At 39.5% G+C, this 21,787-nt stretch carries 22 protein-coding genes; 6 read left to right on the top strand and 16 right to left on the bottom strand.

Annotated elements, in window-relative coordinates; translation table 11 throughout:
* Positions 1-3 precede the first annotated feature (3 nt).
* The 5 genes from G476_RS0107515 to yfcC all read right to left on the bottom strand — a co-directional run bounded on the left by G476_RS0107515 (position 4) and on the right by yfcC (position 5,830).
* Positions 4-375 (bottom strand): hypothetical protein, encoded by a 372-nt coding sequence (locus G476_RS0107515; RefSeq protein ID WP_156906532.1) that lies wholly within the window; start codon positions 373-375, stop codon positions 4-6.
* A gap of 228 nt (positions 376-603) precedes the next feature.
* Positions 604-1,467 (bottom strand): patatin-like phospholipase family protein, encoded by an 864-nt coding sequence (locus tag G476_RS0107510; protein WP_026689560.1) that lies wholly within the window; start codon positions 1,465-1,467, stop codon positions 604-606.
* A gap of 459 nt (positions 1,468-1,926) precedes the next feature.
* Positions 1,927-2,772, bottom strand: coding sequence for a DegV family protein (locus tag G476_RS0107505; protein ID WP_026689559.1), 846 nt, complete (start codon positions 2,770-2,772; stop codon positions 1,927-1,929).
* A gap of 360 nt (positions 2,773-3,132) precedes the next feature.
* The gene (iadA, locus tag G476_RS0107500; RefSeq protein ID WP_026689558.1) at positions 3,133-4,305 is read right to left on the bottom strand and encodes a beta-aspartyl-peptidase; all 1,173 of its coding nucleotides are present in this window, start codon (positions 4,303-4,305) and stop codon (positions 3,133-3,135) included.
* Positions 4,306-4,318: 13 nt separating this feature from the next.
* Positions 4,319-5,830 (bottom strand): putative basic amino acid antiporter YfcC, encoded by a 1,512-nt coding sequence (yfcC, locus tag G476_RS0107495; protein WP_035186248.1) that lies wholly within the window; start codon positions 5,828-5,830, stop codon positions 4,319-4,321.
* A 499-nt stretch (positions 5,831-6,329) separates the two neighbouring features.
* Here yfcC and G476_RS0107490 point away from each other — a divergent pair, with 499 nt between their 5' ends.
* Positions 6,330-6,971, top strand: a complete 642-nt coding sequence (locus tag G476_RS0107490; protein ID WP_026689556.1) for a deoxynucleoside kinase — start codon at positions 6,330-6,332, stop codon at positions 6,969-6,971.
* Positions 6,972-6,989: 18 nt separating this feature from the next.
* Positions 6,990-7,682: a deoxynucleoside kinase gene (locus G476_RS0107485; RefSeq protein WP_026689555.1), complete on the top strand. Its 693-nt coding sequence runs from the start codon at positions 6,990-6,992 to the stop codon at positions 7,680-7,682.
* A 132-nt stretch (positions 7,683-7,814) separates the two neighbouring features.
* Here G476_RS0107485 and tatC read toward each other — a convergent pair whose 3' ends face one another.
* From tatC to G476_RS0107460, 5 genes are all read right to left on the bottom strand, one after another.
* Positions 7,815-8,540: a twin-arginine translocase subunit TatC gene (tatC, locus tag G476_RS0107480; RefSeq protein ID WP_026689554.1), complete on the bottom strand. Its 726-nt coding sequence runs from the start codon at positions 8,538-8,540 to the stop codon at positions 7,815-7,817.
* Positions 8,541-8,662: 122 nt separating this feature from the next.
* A complete protein-coding gene (locus G476_RS0107475; RefSeq protein WP_026689553.1) occupies positions 8,663-8,860 on the bottom strand; it encodes a twin-arginine translocase TatA/TatE family subunit in 198 nt (65 codons plus the stop codon).
* Positions 8,861-8,960: 100 nt separating this feature from the next.
* Positions 8,961-9,287, bottom strand: coding sequence for a hypothetical protein (locus G476_RS0107470; RefSeq protein ID WP_026689552.1), 327 nt, complete (start codon positions 9,285-9,287; stop codon positions 8,961-8,963).
* A 95-nt stretch (positions 9,288-9,382) separates the two neighbouring features.
* A complete protein-coding gene (locus G476_RS0107465; RefSeq protein WP_026689551.1) occupies positions 9,383-10,144 on the bottom strand; it encodes an NRDE family protein in 762 nt (253 codons plus the stop codon).
* A gap of 14 nt (positions 10,145-10,158) precedes the next feature.
* Positions 10,159-11,481, bottom strand: coding sequence for a purine-cytosine permease family protein (locus tag G476_RS0107460; RefSeq protein WP_035186245.1), 1,323 nt, complete (start codon positions 11,479-11,481; stop codon positions 10,159-10,161).
* A gap of 219 nt (positions 11,482-11,700) precedes the next feature.
* Here G476_RS0107460 and G476_RS0107455 point away from each other — a divergent pair, with 219 nt between their 5' ends.
* Together G476_RS0107455 and G476_RS0107450 are read left to right on the top strand one after the other, a co-directional pair.
* On the top strand, positions 11,701-12,726 hold the full coding sequence (locus G476_RS0107455) for a toxic anion resistance protein (RefSeq protein ID WP_026689549.1): 1,026 nt from the start codon (positions 11,701-11,703) through the stop codon (positions 12,724-12,726).
* An 84-nt stretch (positions 12,727-12,810) separates the two neighbouring features.
* Positions 12,811-13,716 (top strand): hypothetical protein, encoded by a 906-nt coding sequence (locus G476_RS0107450; protein WP_026689548.1) that lies wholly within the window; start codon positions 12,811-12,813, stop codon positions 13,714-13,716.
* Positions 13,717-13,972: 256 nt separating this feature from the next.
* Here the strand turns inward: G476_RS0107450 and G476_RS0107445 are convergent, their stop codons facing one another.
* Positions 13,973-15,157 (bottom strand): anti-sigma factor domain-containing protein, encoded by a 1,185-nt coding sequence (locus G476_RS0107445; protein ID WP_026689547.1) that lies wholly within the window; start codon positions 15,155-15,157, stop codon positions 13,973-13,975.
* On the bottom strand, positions 15,154-15,840 hold the full coding sequence (gene sigI, locus G476_RS0107440; protein WP_084405773.1) for an RNA polymerase sigma-I factor: 687 nt from the start codon (positions 15,838-15,840) through the stop codon (positions 15,154-15,156). Before sigI ends, G476_RS0107445 begins: the two co-directional genes overlap by 4 nt.
* Before the next feature lie 264 nt (positions 15,841-16,104).
* Between sigI and G476_RS0107435 the strand changes: the two genes are divergently transcribed.
* Entirely contained in the window at positions 16,105-17,052 is a 948-nt protein-coding gene (locus G476_RS0107435; protein WP_245579643.1) for an MBL fold metallo-hydrolase, read from the top strand.
* A 103-nt stretch (positions 17,053-17,155) separates the two neighbouring features.
* Positions 17,156-18,121, top strand: a complete 966-nt coding sequence (locus tag G476_RS0107430; protein WP_026689544.1) for a DUF2777 family protein — start codon at positions 17,156-17,158, stop codon at positions 18,119-18,121.
* A gap of 28 nt (positions 18,122-18,149) precedes the next feature.
* Here G476_RS0107430 and G476_RS0107425 read toward each other — a convergent pair whose 3' ends face one another.
* The 4 genes from G476_RS0107425 to G476_RS0107410 form a co-directional block, all read right to left on the bottom strand.
* Positions 18,150-19,679 (bottom strand): PH domain-containing protein, encoded by a 1,530-nt coding sequence (locus tag G476_RS0107425; protein WP_026689543.1) that lies wholly within the window; start codon positions 19,677-19,679, stop codon positions 18,150-18,152.
* Positions 19,672-20,169: a PH domain-containing protein gene (locus G476_RS0107420; RefSeq protein ID WP_035186241.1), complete on the bottom strand. Its 498-nt coding sequence runs from the start codon at positions 20,167-20,169 to the stop codon at positions 19,672-19,674. The genes G476_RS0107425 and G476_RS0107420 overlap by 8 nt, the downstream gene beginning before the upstream one ends.
* 5 nt (positions 20,170-20,174) lie before the next feature.
* Entirely contained in the window at positions 20,175-20,399 is a 225-nt protein-coding gene (locus G476_RS0107415; protein WP_026689541.1) for a hypothetical protein, read from the bottom strand.
* Positions 20,400-20,576: 177 nt separating this feature from the next.
* Complete coding sequence (locus tag G476_RS0107410; RefSeq protein ID WP_026689540.1) at positions 20,577-21,710, bottom strand: conserved virulence factor C family protein; 1,134 nt, start codon at positions 21,708-21,710, stop codon at positions 20,577-20,579.
* Between the last annotated feature and the right edge of the window lie 77 nt (positions 21,711-21,787).

Raw genomic sequence — 21,787 nt, 5'->3', positions numbered from 1 at the left:
TTCCTAAAAAGAAGTCCTTCTTAAAAATGCAACCATTTTCCCTGTTAATCCAACCATGAACAACAATAAGCCAACGGTAGTGGCCAATAGAAGTATGATCGTGTTCGACGTGGAGATCCCCATATAGTGAAACATGCTTTGTTCAGAGTATAACCCTGCCACTCCGTATGCAAATGCTAAAACACCCGTAGCTATGAAAACATATAAGTGGAAGCCGTTTTTTGATCGTACCTCTTTTCTAACATAACCTATAGCCAAGAACATACAAACAAGCGCCGTTATGCTAAGGGCGATATAGGCAATCGAACGAGAAACAATACTTATGGTTGTTATGAATAAGAGCAGGCTAACTAAACTAAATCTTCTCCATTTCATCAACATTCGTCTATCCTTTCGGTGTTTCTTACGCAGATGGTCATTTTCACTTAATCTATAATGAAGCTAAAAGAGCCAAGGGCTTTAACGGCATGAGACTAATCAGCAGTCCCCCAAGAAGATAAAAGGATTGAAACCACATCTGTTTGAAAAGAACCTATCCTTTTTTACAAAATAGAAAAACCCGGTAAGCATCCGGGATTTTAAGGTCAATCATTATCCTTTTACTTAAGATGATAAAAAAGCTTTCAGTTCCTCTGCTCTCTTTTTTGCATGTTCATATCCATGATCATACAAACTTCTTAATCTTTCTTCTCTTTTTTCAACTCTTGATACGCCTTTAAGTTCATCAGGTCTGAATACGAAAGCTCTACCTTCTCTTTCTGCTTGCTTTACTTCTTCAATAGCCTGATTATAAACAACGGAACGCCCTTCTACCGCTTTGATGAGGCCAGGTTGGAGTTTGTACTTCTGTTTAAACATCCAACGACCACGCTTGAATGGTTTTTTTATGTAACCATCCGTTTGTGTTAGGACAACCACATGTTTTTCATTTCCATCGTTAATTGAGCGTTTTAACGGAATTGGGTCACTAATGCCCCCATCCATCAAAAATCTGTCTTTATGTTTTGTTACCGGGGCAACAAATGGGAGAGAGCTAGATGCTCTTAAAATATCAAGAAAGTGATCCTTAACTTCGTTTTTTTCGTAATAGATCGTCTCACCGGTAATACAATCAGTGGTCCCAACAAGAAACGTTTGATCGGAATTGAAAAAAGCATCAAAATCAAAAAATACTTCTTGGTTGGGGATGCGATCAAAGATCAAATCCATATTGAACAACTCACCTTTGGAGAGCCATCGTTTGTACGAGATATACTCAGGGTGTTTGCAGTATCCAATCGTGACCTTTTCGTTCCGACCGACTTGTTTTGATATATATGAAGTTGCATTACATGCTCCTGCAGATACACCTACAACGTAAGGAAAATACCAATCATTTTTCAAGAAATATTCCAATATTCCAGCAGTATACATCCCGCGCATACCGCCACCTTCCAATACTAATCCGACATCATTTGGCTGATACAACGTTTCTTCCTCCTTACCATAAACACGGTTGTAAACGTTTGACCGTATATCTATTTTAACGAATGAACCACCTTTCTACAAATATTTTGCGCAACACCTGTCGTTTTCTGAAGGCTATTTTTCTATAGTTTGTTGCTTTTTTAATACAATCTTCATCACTAGAGTGGTGGTTGAAGCATACGGGCCCTTCTGCTTCAACTTTTCTTGTGTAAAAGCAACAACCCTTCCGAAAACAGCGTTTCTGAATGATCTTGCGCTTGGACTTGTTTGTTCGTGCAATAGCCCACTGCTGGCGATAGGTCATTAACCCTTGTGGTGAAGTACAGTCAATATAATGACATCCAACAGAAAAAATGACGCTTTAAAAAAGCGATAAGCCTACATCCAGAAAACCTAGAGTTCCATGACTATAAAAAAGCTGCTCCTATCATACTAGTAGGAGCAGCCAAAAAAATTATTTTACTCTGCGTAGTACATGAGTGCAATCGCACCTGGTCCAGTGTGGGTGCTAATAATCGGTGTAGTCGGACGGATTTGAATGTCTTTAAGATCCGTTAACTGCTGAAGGTTATCTCTTACTTTCTTAGCAAGGTCCAATGCATCTGCATGAGAAATGCCAATGCTTTTCACCGTTTTACCGGCTGTTTCTTCTTGGAACTGCTTTTTAAAGAAATTAATCATTTGCATATGGGTTCTTACTTTCGTAACAGGTGTGTACACCCCATCGGCCAAGGATGCAACGGGTTTAATTTTTAACAGGGAGCCTACCAAAGCCTTCCCTCGTCCAATGCGCCCGCCTTTTACCAGGTATTCAAGGGTATCAACCATAATATAGAGTGAGGAGTTATCCCTAACTTTTTTGATTCGCTCTTGTATCTCATGTATCGAGGCACCTTCAAGAGCCATTTTAGCTGCTTCTTTTACTTGAAAAGAAAGAGCTTGAGATATAAAACCTGAATCGACCACTTCTACATGACTATCCGTCATAGTAGATGCCGTTTGAGCCGAGTTGAAAGTCCCGCTCATTCCGGCAGTCATATGGATAGACAAGATCTCACTCCCATCTTCTCCAAGCTTGTCATATACTTCTGCAAAAGAACCTACGGATGGTTGTGAGCTTTGCGGAATTTTATCACTAGTGACAAGCTTTTCAATAAATTCATCGGGTGTAATATCGATGCCGTCAATATAGGATTGATCATCAATCGTAACCGACAGTGGCACAACGGTGATATCAAGTTCTTCAATCATTTCTTTTGATAAGTCGGTAGTAGAATCTGTAACAATCTTTACTTTTTTATTCACATGAGCACCCCTTTACACTCTCTCTAAAAATGCTCTTTCTATCATACTACATGGCGAGAAGGTTGTTAAGATAGAGAATGGCAAATGAATGAATTATATTGATCATTAGTAATGAGTATGCCCTTGGATTAGTGCATAACGCTCCGCTTCATACCATCCACTCCCTTCCCGCGGCGGTGCTAGCGAGCCATTAGCAAAACCTTGCTTCTTCCTCTGCAAGTAACGCCTCGTAGTGGTCTGCTTATACGACTCTCAGAAAACTCACAATGTAAACGCTCGGCACTACCGCAGGAGTGTCGCTAATGGCCTTCAGTTAAAGAGGCACATTTTATTCACTATTGCAGTTCTTCCCTATCGTAATTACTTTTGATAGAAGGTGGAGAATACCTTTTGTTCATTTTCTTCCATCATCATTTTTCCTTTTGCAATGACAGTATCAATTTCCAAATCCTTATTGAGCAAAACAAGGTCACTGTCGAAGCCCTGTCTAATTGCCCCCTTTTTCTTCAATTTCAAGTGCTTAGCCGGATTAGATGTGATGACACGGATCGCTGTTTCCAATGGAATTCCCTTTTCGATTACAGCTTCCCTAACCGGGGGATAAAGCGTCGTTACCCTCCCGATTTGCAGGCCGACAAACTCTCCTTCTTCATCAAACTCTGGTAGACTTGCTTGCCCATCCGACGTGAAGGTGATTTGTTCGATAGGAATATCTTCTTCGAGCATACGGCGTAACGCAATTGAACAAGCAACCTCTCCCTCAGCTAAAAATTTCTCAGTTGTACTCGTTGTAAAATCAACAAGCCCACCTTTTTTGGCATACTTTATTGCCTGTTCAAAGAGTTCACCTGTTCGATTCATATGAGTGGGCAAGAATTGTTGTAATGGCAGATCAGTATGGTTAGCTACCTCTTCTAAAACGCTTATAAAATCGTGGCTATCCCCAACATGTACGTTCACTTTTCCTGCTTTTTCAGAAAGTATACCGCCAACGCGAGCCTTACTTGCCACTTCGGCAAGGTCTTGCCATCTCGGTTGTGACGAACGGTGGTCAGCAATCGCAATCTCTCCAACCCCGATAATCTTATCGATAAGAATCATGTCATCTTCTATTTTTCCAGTAAGAGGCCGCAACGGCAAGTGATAAGAGCCCAGCATCGCGTATGCGGTAATCCCTTCATTATCAAGCCCTCTCGCCTTAGCAATAAGATCTTCCATCCTTCTTGTTGTTCCATCTGTACCGATTACACCAATCACAGTCGTTATGCCACCACGAATGCAATCATCAATTGTTAGTTCAGGCGTACGTGTATGAAAGCCCCCTTCTCCACCTCCGCCTGCTATATGAACGTGGGAATCAATAAACCCGGGGACCAGTTTTTTTCCCTGAGCCTCAATCACTTTTAAATCTTCAATTCCAGAAATAGAAATGGACGGTTTAATTGATGCAATCCGCTCACCTGCAAGAAGGACATCATTTACCCCTAAATCCTCAGGTGCATAGACATGTGCGTGTTTAATGAGTGTAAACATGGATGGTTCCTCCTTAGCTAAATCCAATAAGTGCAGCAATAATGACAAATGCTGATCCTAATACAAATAATAGAACTTGAAACTTAATGACAAATAAGAACCATTTACCCCAGTCAAGACGTGCAGCTCCTAAAACTCCCATTAATGCTGCTGACGTTGGTACTATCATGTTCGTAAACCCATCACCAAGTTGATACGCCAACACAGCTACCTGTCTTGATACTCCAGCAATATCAGCTAGTGGAGCCAACAAAGGCATAGTCAGCGCAGCTTGTCCTGAACCTGAAACAACAAAGAAGTTAAATATGGATTGGAACAAGAACATAAACCATGCAGACAACGCGACAGGCAGTCCTTCAATGGATCCTCCTGCAGCATTCATGATTGTATTTAATACAGAAGGCTCCCCAGGATCATCTCCACCCAAGATGATCACAATTCCTTTGGCCATCCCTACAATTAGAGCTGCAGGCAATAAATCCCTCGCCCCTTGGGTAAAGCCAGATGCAATATCATTGATTGTCATACCATTAAGCTTAAATATGACGCCAATGATTCCTGCTACTAGTCCGATTGTAAAGAATTGAGTGGCGATTTCAGGGATATAGTAGGCATGCTGAACAACACCCCAAACAATCCACACGATTCCAATGACAATCGTACCTACCACCAACCCATGACCTAAACCAAACTTACTTTTGATATCCTCTTGTTTAAAATCTTTTCTGAAATATTCGTCAGACTCATAAGAAACGGAGCGAGTCGGGTCTTTTTTAATGCGTGATGCGTAGATCCACGTATACGTTACACCTACAAGGGTAAAGAAGACCCACATAGCTATACGAAATGGCGCTCCGGACAATACCGGGACATCAGCTACACCTTGAGCAATCGCAACACCAAATGGGTTCATCCAGCTTGTTGCAAACCCGATCTGTGTAGCCACATACGTAATCATGATTCCTGTAATGGCATCATAACCAAGTGCAATCACTAACGGGATCAAAATCATAGCAAAAGCGATGGCCTCTTCTCCCATTCCAAAGACAGCCCCACCAAGAGAGAACAAAACGAACATAATCGGGATAATTAAGTTTTCTCGTCCCTTTGTTCTCTTAATCATCGCAAAAATACCTTCTTCAATTGCCCTTGTTTTCATAATAATGCCAAAGGCACCACCAATGATAATGATAAAAGCGACAACTCCAACGGCAGAGCCCCACTTATCACCTGAAACAAGGCCTTCAAAGACGTAGTTTAAGAAACCGACTCCTCCTCCGCCCTCGAACAAACTAACACCATCTCGAACAGGTGATCCGTCGTCATCTGTAACCGTTTCAAAGCTCCCAGGCACTAAAACGGTTCGCGTATCCTCCCCGCCATCACTTGTTGTGAACGTTACTTCTTCTGTTTCAAACTGCCCCTGCGGCAAAACGTATGTAAGCAGTGCAGCTGCCAATACGACGAAAAAAATAATGACGAACGTATCAGGCATTTGAAATTTACTTTTTCTTCTGTTTTCCATAGCCTATCTCTCCTCTTTTTGCTGTTTTCAGATAATTTGTTGTCGTTGCCCCTATACTTACTCCCGTTAAAACCAGCTTGCTTCGGACTTAGGCATTTTGAAAAGAATCATTTCTGAGCAACAACCTAAATGAAAAAAGCATTATTTCATTTAATCCCTAATCATGCAATTTAGATGCCAATTTTCAAAAGCACAGCTCTTTTAGAAGATATGTAAACGTTCCACTCCTATAAGCCTCACGGTGTAAGGCCTTCGCTCTACTCTTTTTTAAAACGCCCCTCTTTATTCTAGGTACTACCTCCTCTTCTATGACGCTTCAATAATTGCTTCCACCATTTTATAGTTTAATTGTAAGCACCCATTTAAACCACTAATAACCCTTTTAATTTTATCCAGTCCTCAGAGAAATTTGTCGATTTTGTAAAGAATTTTGCTGATATATGGTAGAATAAACGTGGTTTTATAAAAGTTTTAGTTGAGTCAGAGAGGAGGAAAGGCTATGGAACACGTACCTTTTATAGCCGTCGAAGGTCCAATCGGCGTTGGCAAGACGTCTCTCGCCGAAAAGCTCGCCAATGATTATCAGTATTTTTTATTAAAAGAAATTGTGGAGGAAAATCCTTTCCTCGGCAAATTTTATGAAGATATTAGCGAGTGGAGCTTTCAAACTGAAATGTTTTTTCTGTGCAATCGATTTAAACAATTAGAGGACATCCAAAAGCTTCAACTCAATCAGAAAAAGCCTGTCGTAAGTGATTATCATATCTTTAAAAATCGCATCTTTGCTAAACAAACATTAAGAGACAGCCATTTTAAGAAATATGATCAGATCTATCATTTATTGGCAGCAGACTTACCTAAGCCAAATGTGATTATATACTTACATGCAAGCTTGGACACATTACTAAAACGAATCGCCAAGCGCGGTCGAAGCATCGAAAAACAGATCGATCCACAATACTTGGAACAGTTGTCCAAAGACTACGAGATGTTTATCCATACATTCAAAGAGACACATCCTGACATCCCAGTCATTACGATCTCCGGTGATGAATTGGATTTCGTCGAGCGCACTAATGACTACCAAGCCATCATTGAGCAAGTGAATCATGCAATGAAAGTGACGACTGCCTTAAAGTAAAAAGAACGGAGTGAACCGATGAAATATGATCGAAAAAAAATACCAGATAACGCGTTAATTACTCTTGCAGGCACGGTAGGAGTTGGTAAATCAACATTGACAAACACATTGGCCGACGCATTAGGATTTAAATCCTCCTTCGAAAAAGTAGATGGGAATCCCTATTTGGAGGACTATTACTCAGATTTCAAGACATGGTCTTTTCATTTACAAATCTACTTTCTCGCAGAACGATTTAAACAGCAAAAACTGATGCACGAAACCAAACTCGGGTATGTCCAAGACCGAAGCATCTATGAAGATGTTGGGATCTTCGCGAAAATGCAGTACGATAATGGAAATATGACGAAGCGAGATTTCGATACATATCACTCATTGTTTGAAGCTATGGTAATGTCACCATATTTCCCAAAACCTGATGTTCTCATCTATATTGACGGAAGCTTGGACAAGATTCTCGAAAGAGTTGGCAAAAGAGGTCGCGAGATGGAAACTAAAACTCCCCGAACATTCTGGGAAGACCTTTATAAGAGGTATCATGACTGGATTTTGGAATTCAATGTATGTCCGGTCCTCCATTTGGATATTGAAGCCTACGACTGCAGAGATCCACACTCGATCCAACGCATCATTGATGGTGTTCAAACCTTAATCCAATCACCAGATATGAAATACCTGAAAATCACCCCAATAGAAACGATTCATAAATAAACTGACTTATCTATTTTTCTATAACGCTAAGGGACGCTCCCGAATGTTCACTTTCATAAACAGGAGCAAATCCCTTACAGTTACTTAAACAAAACAAAAGGCTGTGTCGATGTATTCGACACAGCCTTTTTTCTATTCAGCCAACTGTTCTTTTGCCATTTTCTTTTTATAGATGATTGAAGATAACCAAATGCTCAATTCGTACAAAATCGTCAAAGGAATAATCACGAGAATGTCGGAAATAAAATCAGGTGGAGAGATTAAAACTGACACAACCACGATGGCAAAGAATGCATATTTTCGATTCTTACGTAACCCGTATGGTGTAATCAACCCTAAACTTGTAAGAAACATGACAACCAACGGAAGTTCAAACAATATACTAAATGGCACCGTCATGCGTAGGACGAATTGAAAGTACCTATCAGGGGTAAACATCGTTTGAAACATACCGTCCCCTAGTGTTAAAAGAAAATTCAAAACAATAGGAAGTACTACAAAATAACCAAAACTAAGTCCACCTAGAAACAACAGCAATGAGGCTGGGATGTACATTAATGTCACTCGCGTTTCTTGTTTCGTAAGAGCAGGGCGAACAAACAGCCAAATTTGAAATAAGAGGATCGGCAGTGTTGCAGCAAACGCAATTAGTCCAGCAATACTAAAAAAGATCCATAAGATATCCATCGGTCCAAGGATAGTAAGTTGCATATCCAAGTCTTTGATCAACCACTCATAGATATCTCTGACAAAAATAAAACTGACAACAAAGGATAATATAAATGATCCTAGTACTATTATAATCCGCTTTCTTAATTCACTTAGATGATCAAGCATCTCCATATTCTGTTCTACCATGACTTACGCTCCTTCAACCGCTCCGTGTCCTTTAGACGCGCAAAAGGTGTAAGGGTAATTATTCTAACACCCCTCACACCTTTTTAAAACGACGCTTTTTTGTCTAATTCAAGCAGATACTTTTAATTTACATCGTTCGTGTTTTGTTTTTTTGAAGGTCGATCATCATCGTCGTTCGTTAGGTCTTTAGCAGATGCCTTGAACTCTTTCAATGTTTGTCCCATTGCCTTACCGATTTCAGGTAGTTTTTTCGGACCAAAAATCACAAGGGCAATGACCAATATTAAAATCAAACCGGGAATACCGATGTTTGGAATCATTTACGAAACCTCCTTAAAAGCTCGTTATATCATGTACTCTTATTATAAAGCGTTTTTTACTATTTTACTATAGATAGAACGAATCTGTTTAAATCATCCCCTATTCCTTCCATGAAGCCAAGGAGTCAAGGACAACATCAATTGAGATCCCATCACCTAAATTGATCGCCTCATTATCCCAGGTAATCGATTCTATTTCAACCGACTCCACTTCCTCAACATTAGTGTCTGTAACTTCCACTTGCAAGGCAATCTCTTCATTTAGATAGGCCAATGTGAGTGCGCCGGACCGCTCAAACCCCGATCTTAGTCCGTGCTCTGAGAAGGAAACGTGCTCTGTATTGCCTATAAACACGAAAAATAACATTCCCCATACAACAATACAAACGGCACTTAAAGCTCCTAACAGCAAACGTTGATTCAACACTAAACCCATTCCTCTATTGTAAGACATGACTATACTATACATATACTACATATACCATACTCTTGACAGGAGATTCAAATGCCAACGTCTGTCATCTACCTTTGAACATCAACTTTCTTGTCAGTTATCAGACCTTTCTCATACGAGCGTTCCATGATCGTGACTAAACGATTTTTATCCATAGCAATGATGGTAGAACACCTCGTCCCATAAGTTTGAGAGGTAATAAACATCGGCGATAGCATTCTTTCCATTTCTACACCGACCCCTGTATCGGTTAAATATTTTGAGGGATAAGGATGAGTTTGATTCAGAGCAGATAACAAATGTTCAACAACTACTGTTTTCTCCGACTCGTTACTGATCTCGTGTAACGCTTTCTTTATGGCATTTACTTTAGGCCAATTCGTATCTAGTGAGGCATTACTTAATCCAAATACTCCATTTGTAAGCCTTTGAATACGCTCCTTCCGATTGGAACCAAACCATAATGTTTCCGGAGTACCTACTAACAGGTTGAATCCTTGATACCAATCACCATTTTTAACAACACGCTCTATATACCCCTCAGGGTCCTTTTCTTCGTCCTTTAAGAAGTTCACCACCAGTTCACCTCTAGACCGAGCTTCAAAACGTAACGGCTTCTCTCTCACATTGGTCAGGGCACCTATGTATCCTTTTTTGGAGATTCCCATCCAGGTTCCTCCCTTTTCGAGATCTTTTCCAGCGTATATTGAGCCGGCACTTTCCCATTTATGAAGAGCAGCAGTTGGTCTATCGTAAAACTCATCTCGGTTAGCAGCCAATATAAATGGAAAGTCCTTATTTTGTTTCATTGATACTCCAATCAAACACATCAGATGATCCCACCTTATCGTCTATTCATGAATACCAACATTAGATATGCCATTTGTGTTGAAAAGAAGGATACAAAACTTGGTGAGTACCCTTCAGGTACCACTATATAGATAACGACCCCAAATAAAAAGGCACAAGCTCCAACTTTGTTTAAGGATTCACCACCACTTATCAGTCGATCCACTACTGTGTTTGTTAATGTCCTCTTTTTTACAAATACGTAATCGGCTATAAATACAGCTGTTAAAGGTATGATCACTGTTCCCAACAGATAAATAAATTGCTCAGCCTCTTCAACAATAACCGGCGAGCCACTGATGCAAATGCCCATTAGCCCAAAAACAGCCGCACTCTTTACCCTCCCTAATCGAGGAAAACTATTAAGTAAGCTGTACCCTCCTGTATAAGCATTGTTTAAATTAATCGTAACCATCGACAAAATTGCAGCCAAAAAAATAATGGTTATGATTAAAAACGAGTCCGTCATTTGAGTAGCTACAACAAAAGGATTCCAATCCATAGCTATAGTGGCTGTAAATGCCCCTAGTACTGACGTAATGAAAAAGCCGAAACTATTACCAATAAAAATTCCCCAAAAGGCATGCTTTGGCGATTTTCCGTACCGTGCGATATCCGATGAGGTACCAGCACCTGATACGTATTGCACAAAAGCTAAGCTACCAAATAAAATCATCGTCGGTAACGACCAATGACCAATAAAATGAACAACTTCTCTTGCTGATTGACCGTCGTAATCATTTGTTACATATACATATACGATCAAAGTGGCAGCTACCGCCATTAACGGAAGCACAAAAACAGTTAGGCGTTTGAGTGCATCAAAACCGACTAACGCCAAGTAAGCCATAAGCAAAGCTAATGGTAATGAGAGCCATAAAAAAGGAACGCTCACACCAAATGAACGAAACAGTATTTCTTTTAGTATGTACGTACCTCCAACTGTTTGTACACCAAACCAATAAAGAGAGGTAATTGTCCGAACGGGTGATGATAAATACATAGCCCCTTTTGTACCAATCATAGAACGAATCACAAATTGAGCGGGCAATCCATACTTCGCCCCCGGTATTGCTAAAAGGGAAACAAATAAAAAGGCAAAGCAAGCACCGAGCATAGTAGAAAGAACAGCTGCGTAAAAGTTCAACCCGCCTTCTAGTACAGCAATAGCCGGAACAAGAAAGTTCCCTGCATTTATAGCCACAGCTGTTTGGATCCTCACATAATCAGACGCTTTCGTCGTTTTCATATTTAATGGCACAGACTCAAGCCCGAGTCTTTCAAATGTTGTTTGTCTCTTCGATACAGTTTCTCCCACTAAGTGCAACCCCTTTCCCTATCGTGTATACTAGTTCTCATATTACCTTTCTTTTCTTGTGTGAAAGGTTCCCAACAAGATAGAACGGGTAAAGAATGAATAAAAGTGAAATGAAATTCTTGCTCACGATCATTTAAGCATTATATAATCTTTGCAAAAGATACGGAACTTTTACGCGGTTCATTCGTAAATAAAAGAGTCAATTTTAGTCGGGAGGTTATGTTTGTGTCAGAAAACAACGAAGTAAAAAAAGACAATACAACAAAGAACATGATTGAGGAGATTCGTTCAAACGGAAACCTTGAAAAGATACTCGAATCCATCGGGCGAATCGGCACCCAGGAACAAGAGAAAGCAGGTGAAACCCTGGAGGCACTTAAAAGGCCTGTTAGCGATATGATGAATAACCCTAATCACGAATTACCAGAACAACTCTCCAAACTCAAAGAGGTTGTAGCCGACTTGGAACCGAATTACCTAAAGCAAGGGCGCTTTGAAAAGTTTATGAGCAAGCTTGTACGTAAAAGTCCAATAGATAAATACGCAAAGAAATACCAATCGATCGAGTCTGAGGTAGAAACAATTATTGAAGCTCTCCTTCACGGTAAAGACAAACTTCAAGAAGATACTGTTATGCTTGAGCAACTTAAGGTTGTAGCCAAGGAACGCATGGCTTCACTCGAAGAGCAAATCGTCCTGGGTAAAGAACTAAACCAAATGCTCGAAGAAGAAATGCGGAAAGAAGAGTGGCAAAAAGATCCTGTTCCTATTCAAAAAGGGCAGCAAAAAGTGCTATCACGAGTAAAAAACATGCAACAAGCAGTCCTGGTACTTCAACAATCTTTAGCATCTGTAGATATTATCGCCGAAAATAACGAGAAGTTAGAAGAAGCAATTTTTAATGCTATAACGATGACGAAAAACATTATTACTGTAACTGCATCCATCCAACTTGCCCTTGGAAATCAGAAAAAAGTAATTGACGCTGTGCAGAATGTTAATGAATCTACAGAAGCGATGCTGTTATCGAATGCCGCACTTCTCAAATCAAACACTGAAGAAACATTAAAGACACTCGAGAAGCCGTCCATTGCTCTTGAAACATTTAAAAAGGCTTATGAAGACGTTTACGCCGCCATTGAAATGACCGAACAATCAAATGCGCGAATCATTGAATCTAGTAAGCAGTTTATCACCGAGATGGATGAATTAAATACGAAAATGGAGAAAAAACTTTTAAACTAGGATTTTAAGCCATATCCCTTATCATCTGTCTGTCCGTTCCAATACATTCTGATAAACACCTAAAGAAAAGCAGGTGAAGAAACCATGACATTTAAAGAAAAGCTCCTTCACCAAGAGTGGATCCAGCCTTTTTTACCTAATTATATGAAACCGTTACAAGAGCCAAGGATTGAAGAAGACGCCACAAGTCTCATGATACATGAAACGGAAGAATTCCTCTCAGACCTTGCTTCTTTATCGGAATTACCGAGACTCAATAAAACTTTTAAACGAAAAATAAAAGGTTTCCTTTTAAAAGTAAAAATTAAACCAAAAAAACTCCACCTTGAAATGCACGACACTAAGCGTTCAGATGCCTCAATCAACAAGCGAATTTACATTACCATTTACAGAAAATCAATCAAGGCAGAAAAAGGGTTGGGAAAGTGTATTGATGCGACAATCTACTTCCAAACGGACGGTAGAAACGTCGTTCGTAATATCAAGCACCACCACCTGTTCAGATCCGTTTTTACACACTTGCATTTACTAGATAGTTCCTTATCCGGTCAAAGTGCCCTCCCCCTCCCAGAAAGGGGCCATGAACAGATAGTTGACTCTCACCTTCATGAAGATGAAGATAAGGCAAAGTTATTATCTGAACTCAAGCAACTTCGTAATCGCTATACAGGAGTAAACGAAGGCATGTCGAACGCTTTTTCAAAGGTAGCCACTTCCCTCAGCCGTTGCCTGGAGGAGTTCGAGCTTTTAGACGTAGAAGAAAGGCACCAAATAAAGCGAATGGTTTTAAAGGAAATTCCTGAATTATTAACCAGCTACCAAAGCCTAACTCCGGTACAACGTAATGAAATGGAAGATAATATGATTCTTGCGTTTGAAAAAATGAATCGTTTTCTCCAAAAGATTATTATATCCCTGGAAAACAACCGCATTGAACGATTAAATCACCTTCTGAGGGTAAACAAGATGCGTTATGACGACGAAAGCTAAAAAAGGTTGCTTAATAAGGTTTAATGCCTTATTAAGCAACCTTTTTTATTTAAATGAGTCATTTGAAGTGAAAGTGCAATAACGGCTTAAGATTACGGATACTAGAGGCGTTCTAATAAAACAAAGGAAGTAACAGATAGAATGTTGGTATTATCGCTATTGCCTTGAATTAGTCAGGGTTAAGTCAAAAGTATAAATAATGATTTCAATGATTTACGTTCCTAACACTAAATCCAACCATAAGTTAGATCAAGGCTTAGCAATTCGGGTTGTTCTTTTTACCAGGGTGGTCATCATCTTTCTTTTTAAGCCCGGGTGGACACTTTTGTTTATTTTTATTTTCATCTTCATCGATCTCTTCATCTGTTTCATGCTTTTCCTCACTATTTGATGACTCTTGTTTTTCTTCCGACTCTTCTTCTGCCCCTTTTTCTTCTTTCTCCTCAATTTCTTCCGTTGATTGTGAAGGGTTACGTGCTTTCACTTCTTCTTCATCACTCTCAGAGTGCGTGGTATCAAGGTTTCCCTGTTCGGTACTTTCTTCAACGGTATTCTGTTTTTCCGCGCCGCTATCTTCAAGATTTTTTTCATAATCCGAATCTTGAATGGTGCGCTCCTCCTCAGACTTCCGCTGCTCCTGCTTTTCTATTACAATGGTTTCTTGTCCTTTTTGTGCAGGTTCTGGGGTTGGCTGGTGAACAAGATTTGTATCTGTCATATTGGCGCCAACAAGTGACACAATTTGGTTCATCGATAACGCTCTAAGTTCTTCTATCTCATTGAATTCAAGTGGGTATGTATAAAATAAGGCCATCTTACCTGGTGAAACAGCTTTTTCTCGGGCTGCATCCAATAATTGCTGGTCTATTAGCAATGAAACAATATTGATCGTATATTCTTCTTCCATCGATTTCGCCCAACGCTCATACTGAAACATCCACTCTTCATCTTCGAAAAAAGAATCAAAAGTAGATATATAGATGTCATGGTCTTCCGTTAAAAATCCTCGTTCATGACTTTCATTTACAATTAGATTTGCCACATAGTCAAAGTCCCGATCTTTTAGATCCTCAACCTTATCAATCTTTTCTAATAACTGTTTTCCTTCTTGGTTAAATGCCACCACATCAAGTACTCGATAGTCACGATCAAGCGTGACTCCGATACTAGGATTGATGTCAAAAGCAACAACACCATACACTTTATCCTCATTTGTGAAAGGAAACACAAAGAATAAGAAAAGACAAAGTGCTGCCGCTAGTGGGATCGTCATGGATTTGTTTCGATATACCTTGGAAACAAGAAAGGTTTTCGCCGGTTGATAAGAAATTTCCTCACCAACCTTTGCGTCATTCGATCGTTTGGCTTTAACGAATTCTCCTTCTTTCGTTAAAACGATCATAAACCGTTTCTTTTTTTCCATGACGACCCCTTTTTTCACCCTAACCACTCCTTAAGATAGTCCTTCAAATAACGGTATTCTTCCATGAGTACCAATGATACCGCAATGATATACTTACGGTTCCTTTCTATGGTTTTTCGACTCATTGAGATATGTTTAGTAAGTTCTTTGATTGGCAAACGTTTTTTTGTTATTAGCGTTGTACGTAACAAATCATGATCTACTACAGTCTTTGCTATTTGCACCATATTTTCACGTGCATCTTGGTGCTTGGGGCATTGTTTGGCTACATCAGACAACGATATCTTAAATGCTTTTAATTGTTCATTCAAGTGAAGGATTTCTTCGCGACGGTACTCCCTCTCTTGTTTCTCGTAGTAATCTTGAAAAGAAGCATGAATCTCAGCCACATTCTCCATGTTTTCGTTTTCATCATCTTGGTAATCAATCGATAGAGGTGTTTTTCTACGTTGTTCTTGGCGAATAAAATCAATAACTCTTCTTCTGATTACTAAACTTGCAAAAGATAAAAACGAGCTTCCTTTATCGGGAGAATATTGATGAATAGCTTCATTAAAAGCAATTAAAGCAATTGAGTATTCATCATCTTCAGATGTATTAATATATCTTTTACAAACTTTTGCTGTCGTTTTACGAATGAATGGAATGTATTGTTCGATTAGATCGTTTTCTAACCTTACATTCCCACGTTGAATTTCCATTACTGTTTCATTAATATCTATTTTATTTGAATTTATTGTTAAGCGCTTTAGCACCACTAGCACCTCGCTTGTGCGTATTCATATGTATTCGACTTATCGCAATTATTTTTAGGGGTCATTTTCATATCTTAACGATTTTTTTTTACAAATTCAGTGGACCTTCGACCTAACTATCAATTACATTTCAGTGTTAGGCGGTTTACAGTTGTATTACGAACCATTAAAATGAAGCTACATCCATTTTTAGGTAAGGGGCGTGGAGCGTTGGCAGATCAAGTGATTTCAATCGACAAAGATCGATATTTAATTGATGGTTTTGATTTAGGTGTAGCAGAAAGGACTGGGACTTTTGTTCTAGACGAAGGGCAACTGACCTTGATTGAAACAGGTCCCTCTATAAGTGTTCCATATATAAAGAGAGGGTTAAAAAGTCTTGGTTATAGCCTTGAGCAAGTTCGTTATATCATCGTCACTCATATTCATCTTGATCATTCGGGCGGACTTGGTTTGCTCTTAAACGATTGTCCAAATGCAACCGTGTATGCTCATGACAAGGGAATTCGACATTTAATCGACCCCACCAGACTTATAAAAGGAGCAAAAGTGGTTTATGGTTCTTCGTTCGATAGCTTATTTAGCCCTGTATTACCGGTGGACGAAAATCGAGTTCGTCCTGCTCAACACTTAGGTACTTTAACGATTGGTGATCAATCCACCCTTACTTTTTACCACACACCGGGGCACGCAAATCATCATATAGGCATACATGATGAAAGAAAGAAGACATTTTTCGCAGGAGACACACTTGGGGTCATCTATCCCTCATTAGAAAGAGTAGGGATCAAACTTGTGCTACCTTCCACTTCTCCGAATCAGTTTGACCCGGAGCTGATGCTAAAATCAAAGGAACTTGTAAAAAGTCTGTCTCCAAAACGTATCGCATTCGGACATTTTGGTGTCAGCCACGATCCTTCTATGGTATATGAACAGTTAACATATTGGCTGCCAATCTTCCTGCAACTTGGCGAAAGCTTTTTAGAGAAAAATGATTTTGAAGGATTGAAAGAGGCATTGTTTACTAAAGTTCAAAAAGAGTTGCTCAAATTCGCTGATGATATACCTGAAGAAGCATATAGATCTATAGAGGTTGATTTATTCGTAAGTACTATGGGCATTCTTGACTACCTTTCTCGACAAAAGAGAAGGAAATAAGTAAAAGGCGTATTGTTTTTTTTTACGAAAAAAGTGTATTATAATGGAATGAATAAGATCCATCCAAATTTTTGGAAATTTACTCTTTAAAGTGGGGATGACCATGGATCGACAAACAGCAAGATCTTTTGCCGGTAAGTATGTCGTAGTGAATGAAGGTAAGCATGGCCGTTATGTAGGTGTTTTGGAAAGCATAGAAGCCGAACCTAAAAAAATGTGGGGCGGTTTTGTGAAAATCACTGGTATTCTCCTATACCCAGAGATTCATGTACACTCCGAGACTCTTCCAACACCTCTTTACGATGATGGAGAAAAGGTGTTTTGTAACGGAAACAAAATTTCACCACTAAAACAAGATTTCCCATACTCGTATAAAGAATCTGTTGATTATGCATTAGCCAGCAGATGGAATGAAGTCGATGATGAAAAGGAAAACAACGAATCTGTATTAGCCATGATTAATCAAGAGTTAAAACGAAGAAAAGCAGACCATCTTCTTTATAGAGAAGTGTATGTTTACTACAGCCTTGTAAAAAAAGCACGACATTACTATGTGTATGATGAAGAAAAACAGGAAGCTCTTTCATTAGATGGTTGTCCATTCGAATTTGAAGTGAAAGTAAAAGATCAATGGAAACGAGCTCACAATGTATCAGGATCCACATTCGAACTTGAAAATAAAAAGCAAGTTGAACTTAGTCACGGTGATCGGTTAAGACTTAATAAGTCCCAATTCGATCCGTACCGAATTCTCATTAATGAGCTAGACCTCCCTGCTCTCCAAGCCTTGGAGCGTGGGTTAAAAAAACTTGACATCTTCCATGAGAATAGTGTTTATTGTCATAACTCATTACTGATTCAACTATTAAGTACTGTGGAAGAGACGACATTCAAAGGTGTTAACTTTATTTCTTATGCAACCGATAAGCATCAATTTATGGTGCAACATCATTATGAACGAGAAATAATGGAAGATGCTCCTGATCTAACATATGACCGTTTCGAATTCACATCGGATACAGGTGAACGACTTATTACAACTTATGCTACACAGCTTTCAAAAGACTAACATAAAAAAGGGATGACGTTAGACTTGTTCAGTCTTCCTCGTCATCCCTTTTTTTATTGTCTGTTGGCTCTTCGTACGAATACCAAGTGAAGTACTTAATGGATTGTTGTTCTGACAGATGGTTCAAAGCAAACGTTTTACCCGTAATACTTGTAAGAATGGACACTTCCAATGTGGTAAGGTCATTTAACCGTTGAAGCGGATTACTCGACACTTCAATGGTCTGAATTCGTTTCTTTGGAACAACAACTGTGGTCCGAGCAAACTTCCTCGTTCTCATCCACAAGAAACGGTCGTTAACGCCAATTCCTGCGTCTTTATACTGCCAATAGCCAAGACCCAGGGCAAATAAAATGGCGATAAAGCTATAGTACCCATAATCTATGAAGTAAGTTAAAAAAGACGCCACAAGGATCGCTGGCACAGTTAGACGAATCACATAACGCCTCATGCTTTTTTTAGGCAGCTTCGACATAGGGCGTTCAAAAGAAAATTCAGGAGCAATCGCTTCGAGATGGTCCATGACCTCTTTTTCCTTACATAATGGTATAAGAATGGTGGATAAATCTTCATCCTTTGTCCCACCACCGGCACTCTCTACATAGACAGAAGTATAGCCGAAGGGCTGTCTCAGAACATTTTGCACAAGTCTCACGGCTGTAATTCTTTTTTTATTTAACGTCAGTTGCCGTCTTTCAAGAAGACCTCTTGAGATAACGATGTCATTCCCTGTCTTTTCAAGTGTGAAGTTCCCATACTTTAGAACAGTACTCACAAAACGAATCATCCAAGCTACAATAACCACAAATATAATGAAAGACAAAATAAAAGCAATCGAAGACTCAATTAAAAAACCAACGGCCGTTTCGTACCAAGTTTCAGGAATAAATTGCTGGAATTGCGAAAAGATCGCAGCTACAAACGTGGCCGCCACGCCTATTCCACTGGAAGTTAAGGCAGCAATCAGCAATCTTTTGGTAGAAAGGCTCCATTTATAATCGGGTTCTTTCTCATTTTCCTCTTCTATTACTTCTTCTAGGTCTTCAAAGGCTTCTTGATCCTCATCTGTAGATTCAGCGTTTAGAGAAAGGTCTTCCTCATTTTTAACGACTTTTTTCTTTCCATACAAAAGCTCTTTTCGTATGTCGTTCGCCTCATTTTTGTTAAGAGCAATAATACGGAATTCAGGCTCTTCTCCCCCACCTGCAGTCTCGATTCGCACTTCAACAAGATTGAACATTCTTTGAATCACTTTTGCATTTAGATCGATACTTTGAACGCGATCTCGATGGATAAATCGTTTTTTCCTGAAAATAAGTCCGTGCCTGATATGTAATTCTTGTTCTTCAAGTCGATAACGGAAAGTAAGCCAATGTAAGAATCCGGATAAAAACGAGAATACAAGGAGTCCACCTAACACAATTAAGTAATACCATGGACCTCTTGTTTGAGAGGACCCGAAAAAGAATAACACGACTAATGTAATAATCATTTGTTTTAAGTTACTAAAAAAAGATACGAATATGGATATTGGGTGTTGTCGTTTAAATTCACTCATCAGGATCCGCTTCCCTTGCTAAGCGAGCGATATGATCACGTACTTCATCCGCTTTAGATTCTTCTAAGGCAGGGATCTCATGTGTTGTAGCGGCCGTAGATATTTTTACAGAAGAAAGGCTGTATTTTCTAAGTAATGGTCCTTGTTCTGTGTCTACATGCTGAACTCGAATCATTGGTATAATGACCCGTCTTCGCACAATAACACCATAATACAATTCAACTTCATTTTCATAAATACGGTATCTCCAACGCTTCCATTGCCATTTCGGTAAAAGAACGACGTTTAATAAACCATATAGAAGCCATGCTACAGCTAACAAATAGATGATCCAAAACGGCAAAAACTCAACCGTGTTTGAAAGCCACCAATAAGCGAATGGAGCCAGTGCGAACAATAAGAATTCAATACCTGAAGCAATTCTCCATACAGTTAAAGCTTTAAGAGAAATTTTTTGATCGGGTAAGGGTCTACTTTCATGCTCATTCAATGTCACTACTCCTCTTCTGCCGGTGTATCATCACTTACATAGATAATGTTTACACCTTGTTCTTTTAAATAGTGAATGACTTCATCGTTTAATGTTTTATCATATAAGAGCCCCAAAGATTCTGCCAGTTCCAACTCTTCAAGTCGGCCTCTTTCTGCATCCTCAATTAATTCCAACACTTCAGCATAATTGTTTTTTTCAAGTACCGTAATCAATTCTTCCCTTTTCATTGTTAAACTCCTTTGCTATTTTTATTACCATTTCTATCCTATCATAAGAGATTTTGTATCTTCAAGCACCAGTAATAAAAGCAATGGTCCCATAAACGTCCTACAAGACATTGAAAAAGTGTGGTTTTACTTTTTCCGTGGCCTCGTCCTAGAAGTGGGACCATTGCTATTTTACTTTTATCCTTTTGACTGAATCGTATCCGTCATTTGTTTCCAAACAGATCCCTTCGCTTCTTCTCCACCTTCAATTCGAGCAAGAGCAAGCTTAACTTGCATACTTACCTCAAACTCAGGATCGTCTTGAGCTTGTTTTAAAGCTTCAACAGCACTCTCATCTCCTACTTCATATAAAAACATGGCAGCACGCCAACGAACAAGTTTGTTTTTGTCCTTCAGGGATTCTATCATTGCTGGAATGGCCTTCTCACTGCCGATATCTGACATACAGTCACCAGCTGTTCTTCTTACTGTCACAGACTTATCCTTTAACGCCTTCTCCAATAAAGGAAGTACGCTCTCATCTTCAATCATACCAAGATATACTGTGGCTAACCTTCGCATGGATGCTTTTTCATCATCCAAGGCCTTTTCAATTACTGGAAGGTCGTCAATAGTTGGATTCATCTGTTCAAAATACTCGAACCTTTTTCGCCAGTCGGGTTCCTCAAGCATTTCCAGAGTCACTTTTAGCCATTCTTTCTTTTTTCCTTGTTCCTTTGAAAGGGATGGATTTTTGGCTTCCTCGACCAATTTAGCAAGTCGTTTATCCGTATAAGCTGCTTCAAGTTCTTCGACCACTTCCTTCATAACGTCATTTACGTCACCGTATCGAGGTTTTTGGTCAACCCACTTTCGTTGAAAAACGACATTGTCATCTGGGAGTTGAGCCTCAAGCAAGGCTTTTTGAAACTCTTCTGGAAGTCCTCCTCGAACTTCTTCATCACCAGAAGTGGCTTTCACCTGCATGGGAATCCCTTTAAACATAAGTACTGAGACGTTTACTTCACCATAGTGCTCATCTATGGTAACTTGATGACCTTCGGACTCTCCTCCTTCCTCTCCAAAGACCTCTCGTACTTTTGGAAGGATGAGTTGCCAATCGACTTTTCCGTTTCTTTCAACAGCAATAAAGTCGGCTACGTGATAAATACCTTTGACCCCTTCAATAGCGAAAAGTTCTTTTACAAAGCTCGGAGCTTCATCAATGTTCTTAGGGGTATAGTTGTTGCTTTTTCCTTCAGGCAACGATTCCGTTAACGTAAGCTTCATTGTATTCGGACTAGGTGTTGGTTCGATATCTTTAATCCTCATCCTTGATCAATCCCCTTTTTTGTGTAATATCCACTATAAATCCTAACACAGTGCCAAAAGAAGCCCAAGCAATGAGC

Origin of the sequence: Alteribacter aurantiacus DSM 18675, assembly GCF_000429705.1 — a bacterium.
Taxonomy (GTDB): domain Bacteria; phylum Bacillota; class Bacilli; order Bacillales; family Salisediminibacteriaceae; genus Alteribacter; species Alteribacter aurantiacus.
The sequence above is the reverse complement of the archived record's forward strand: the minus strand, read 5'-3'. Positions and strand labels throughout refer to the sequence as shown.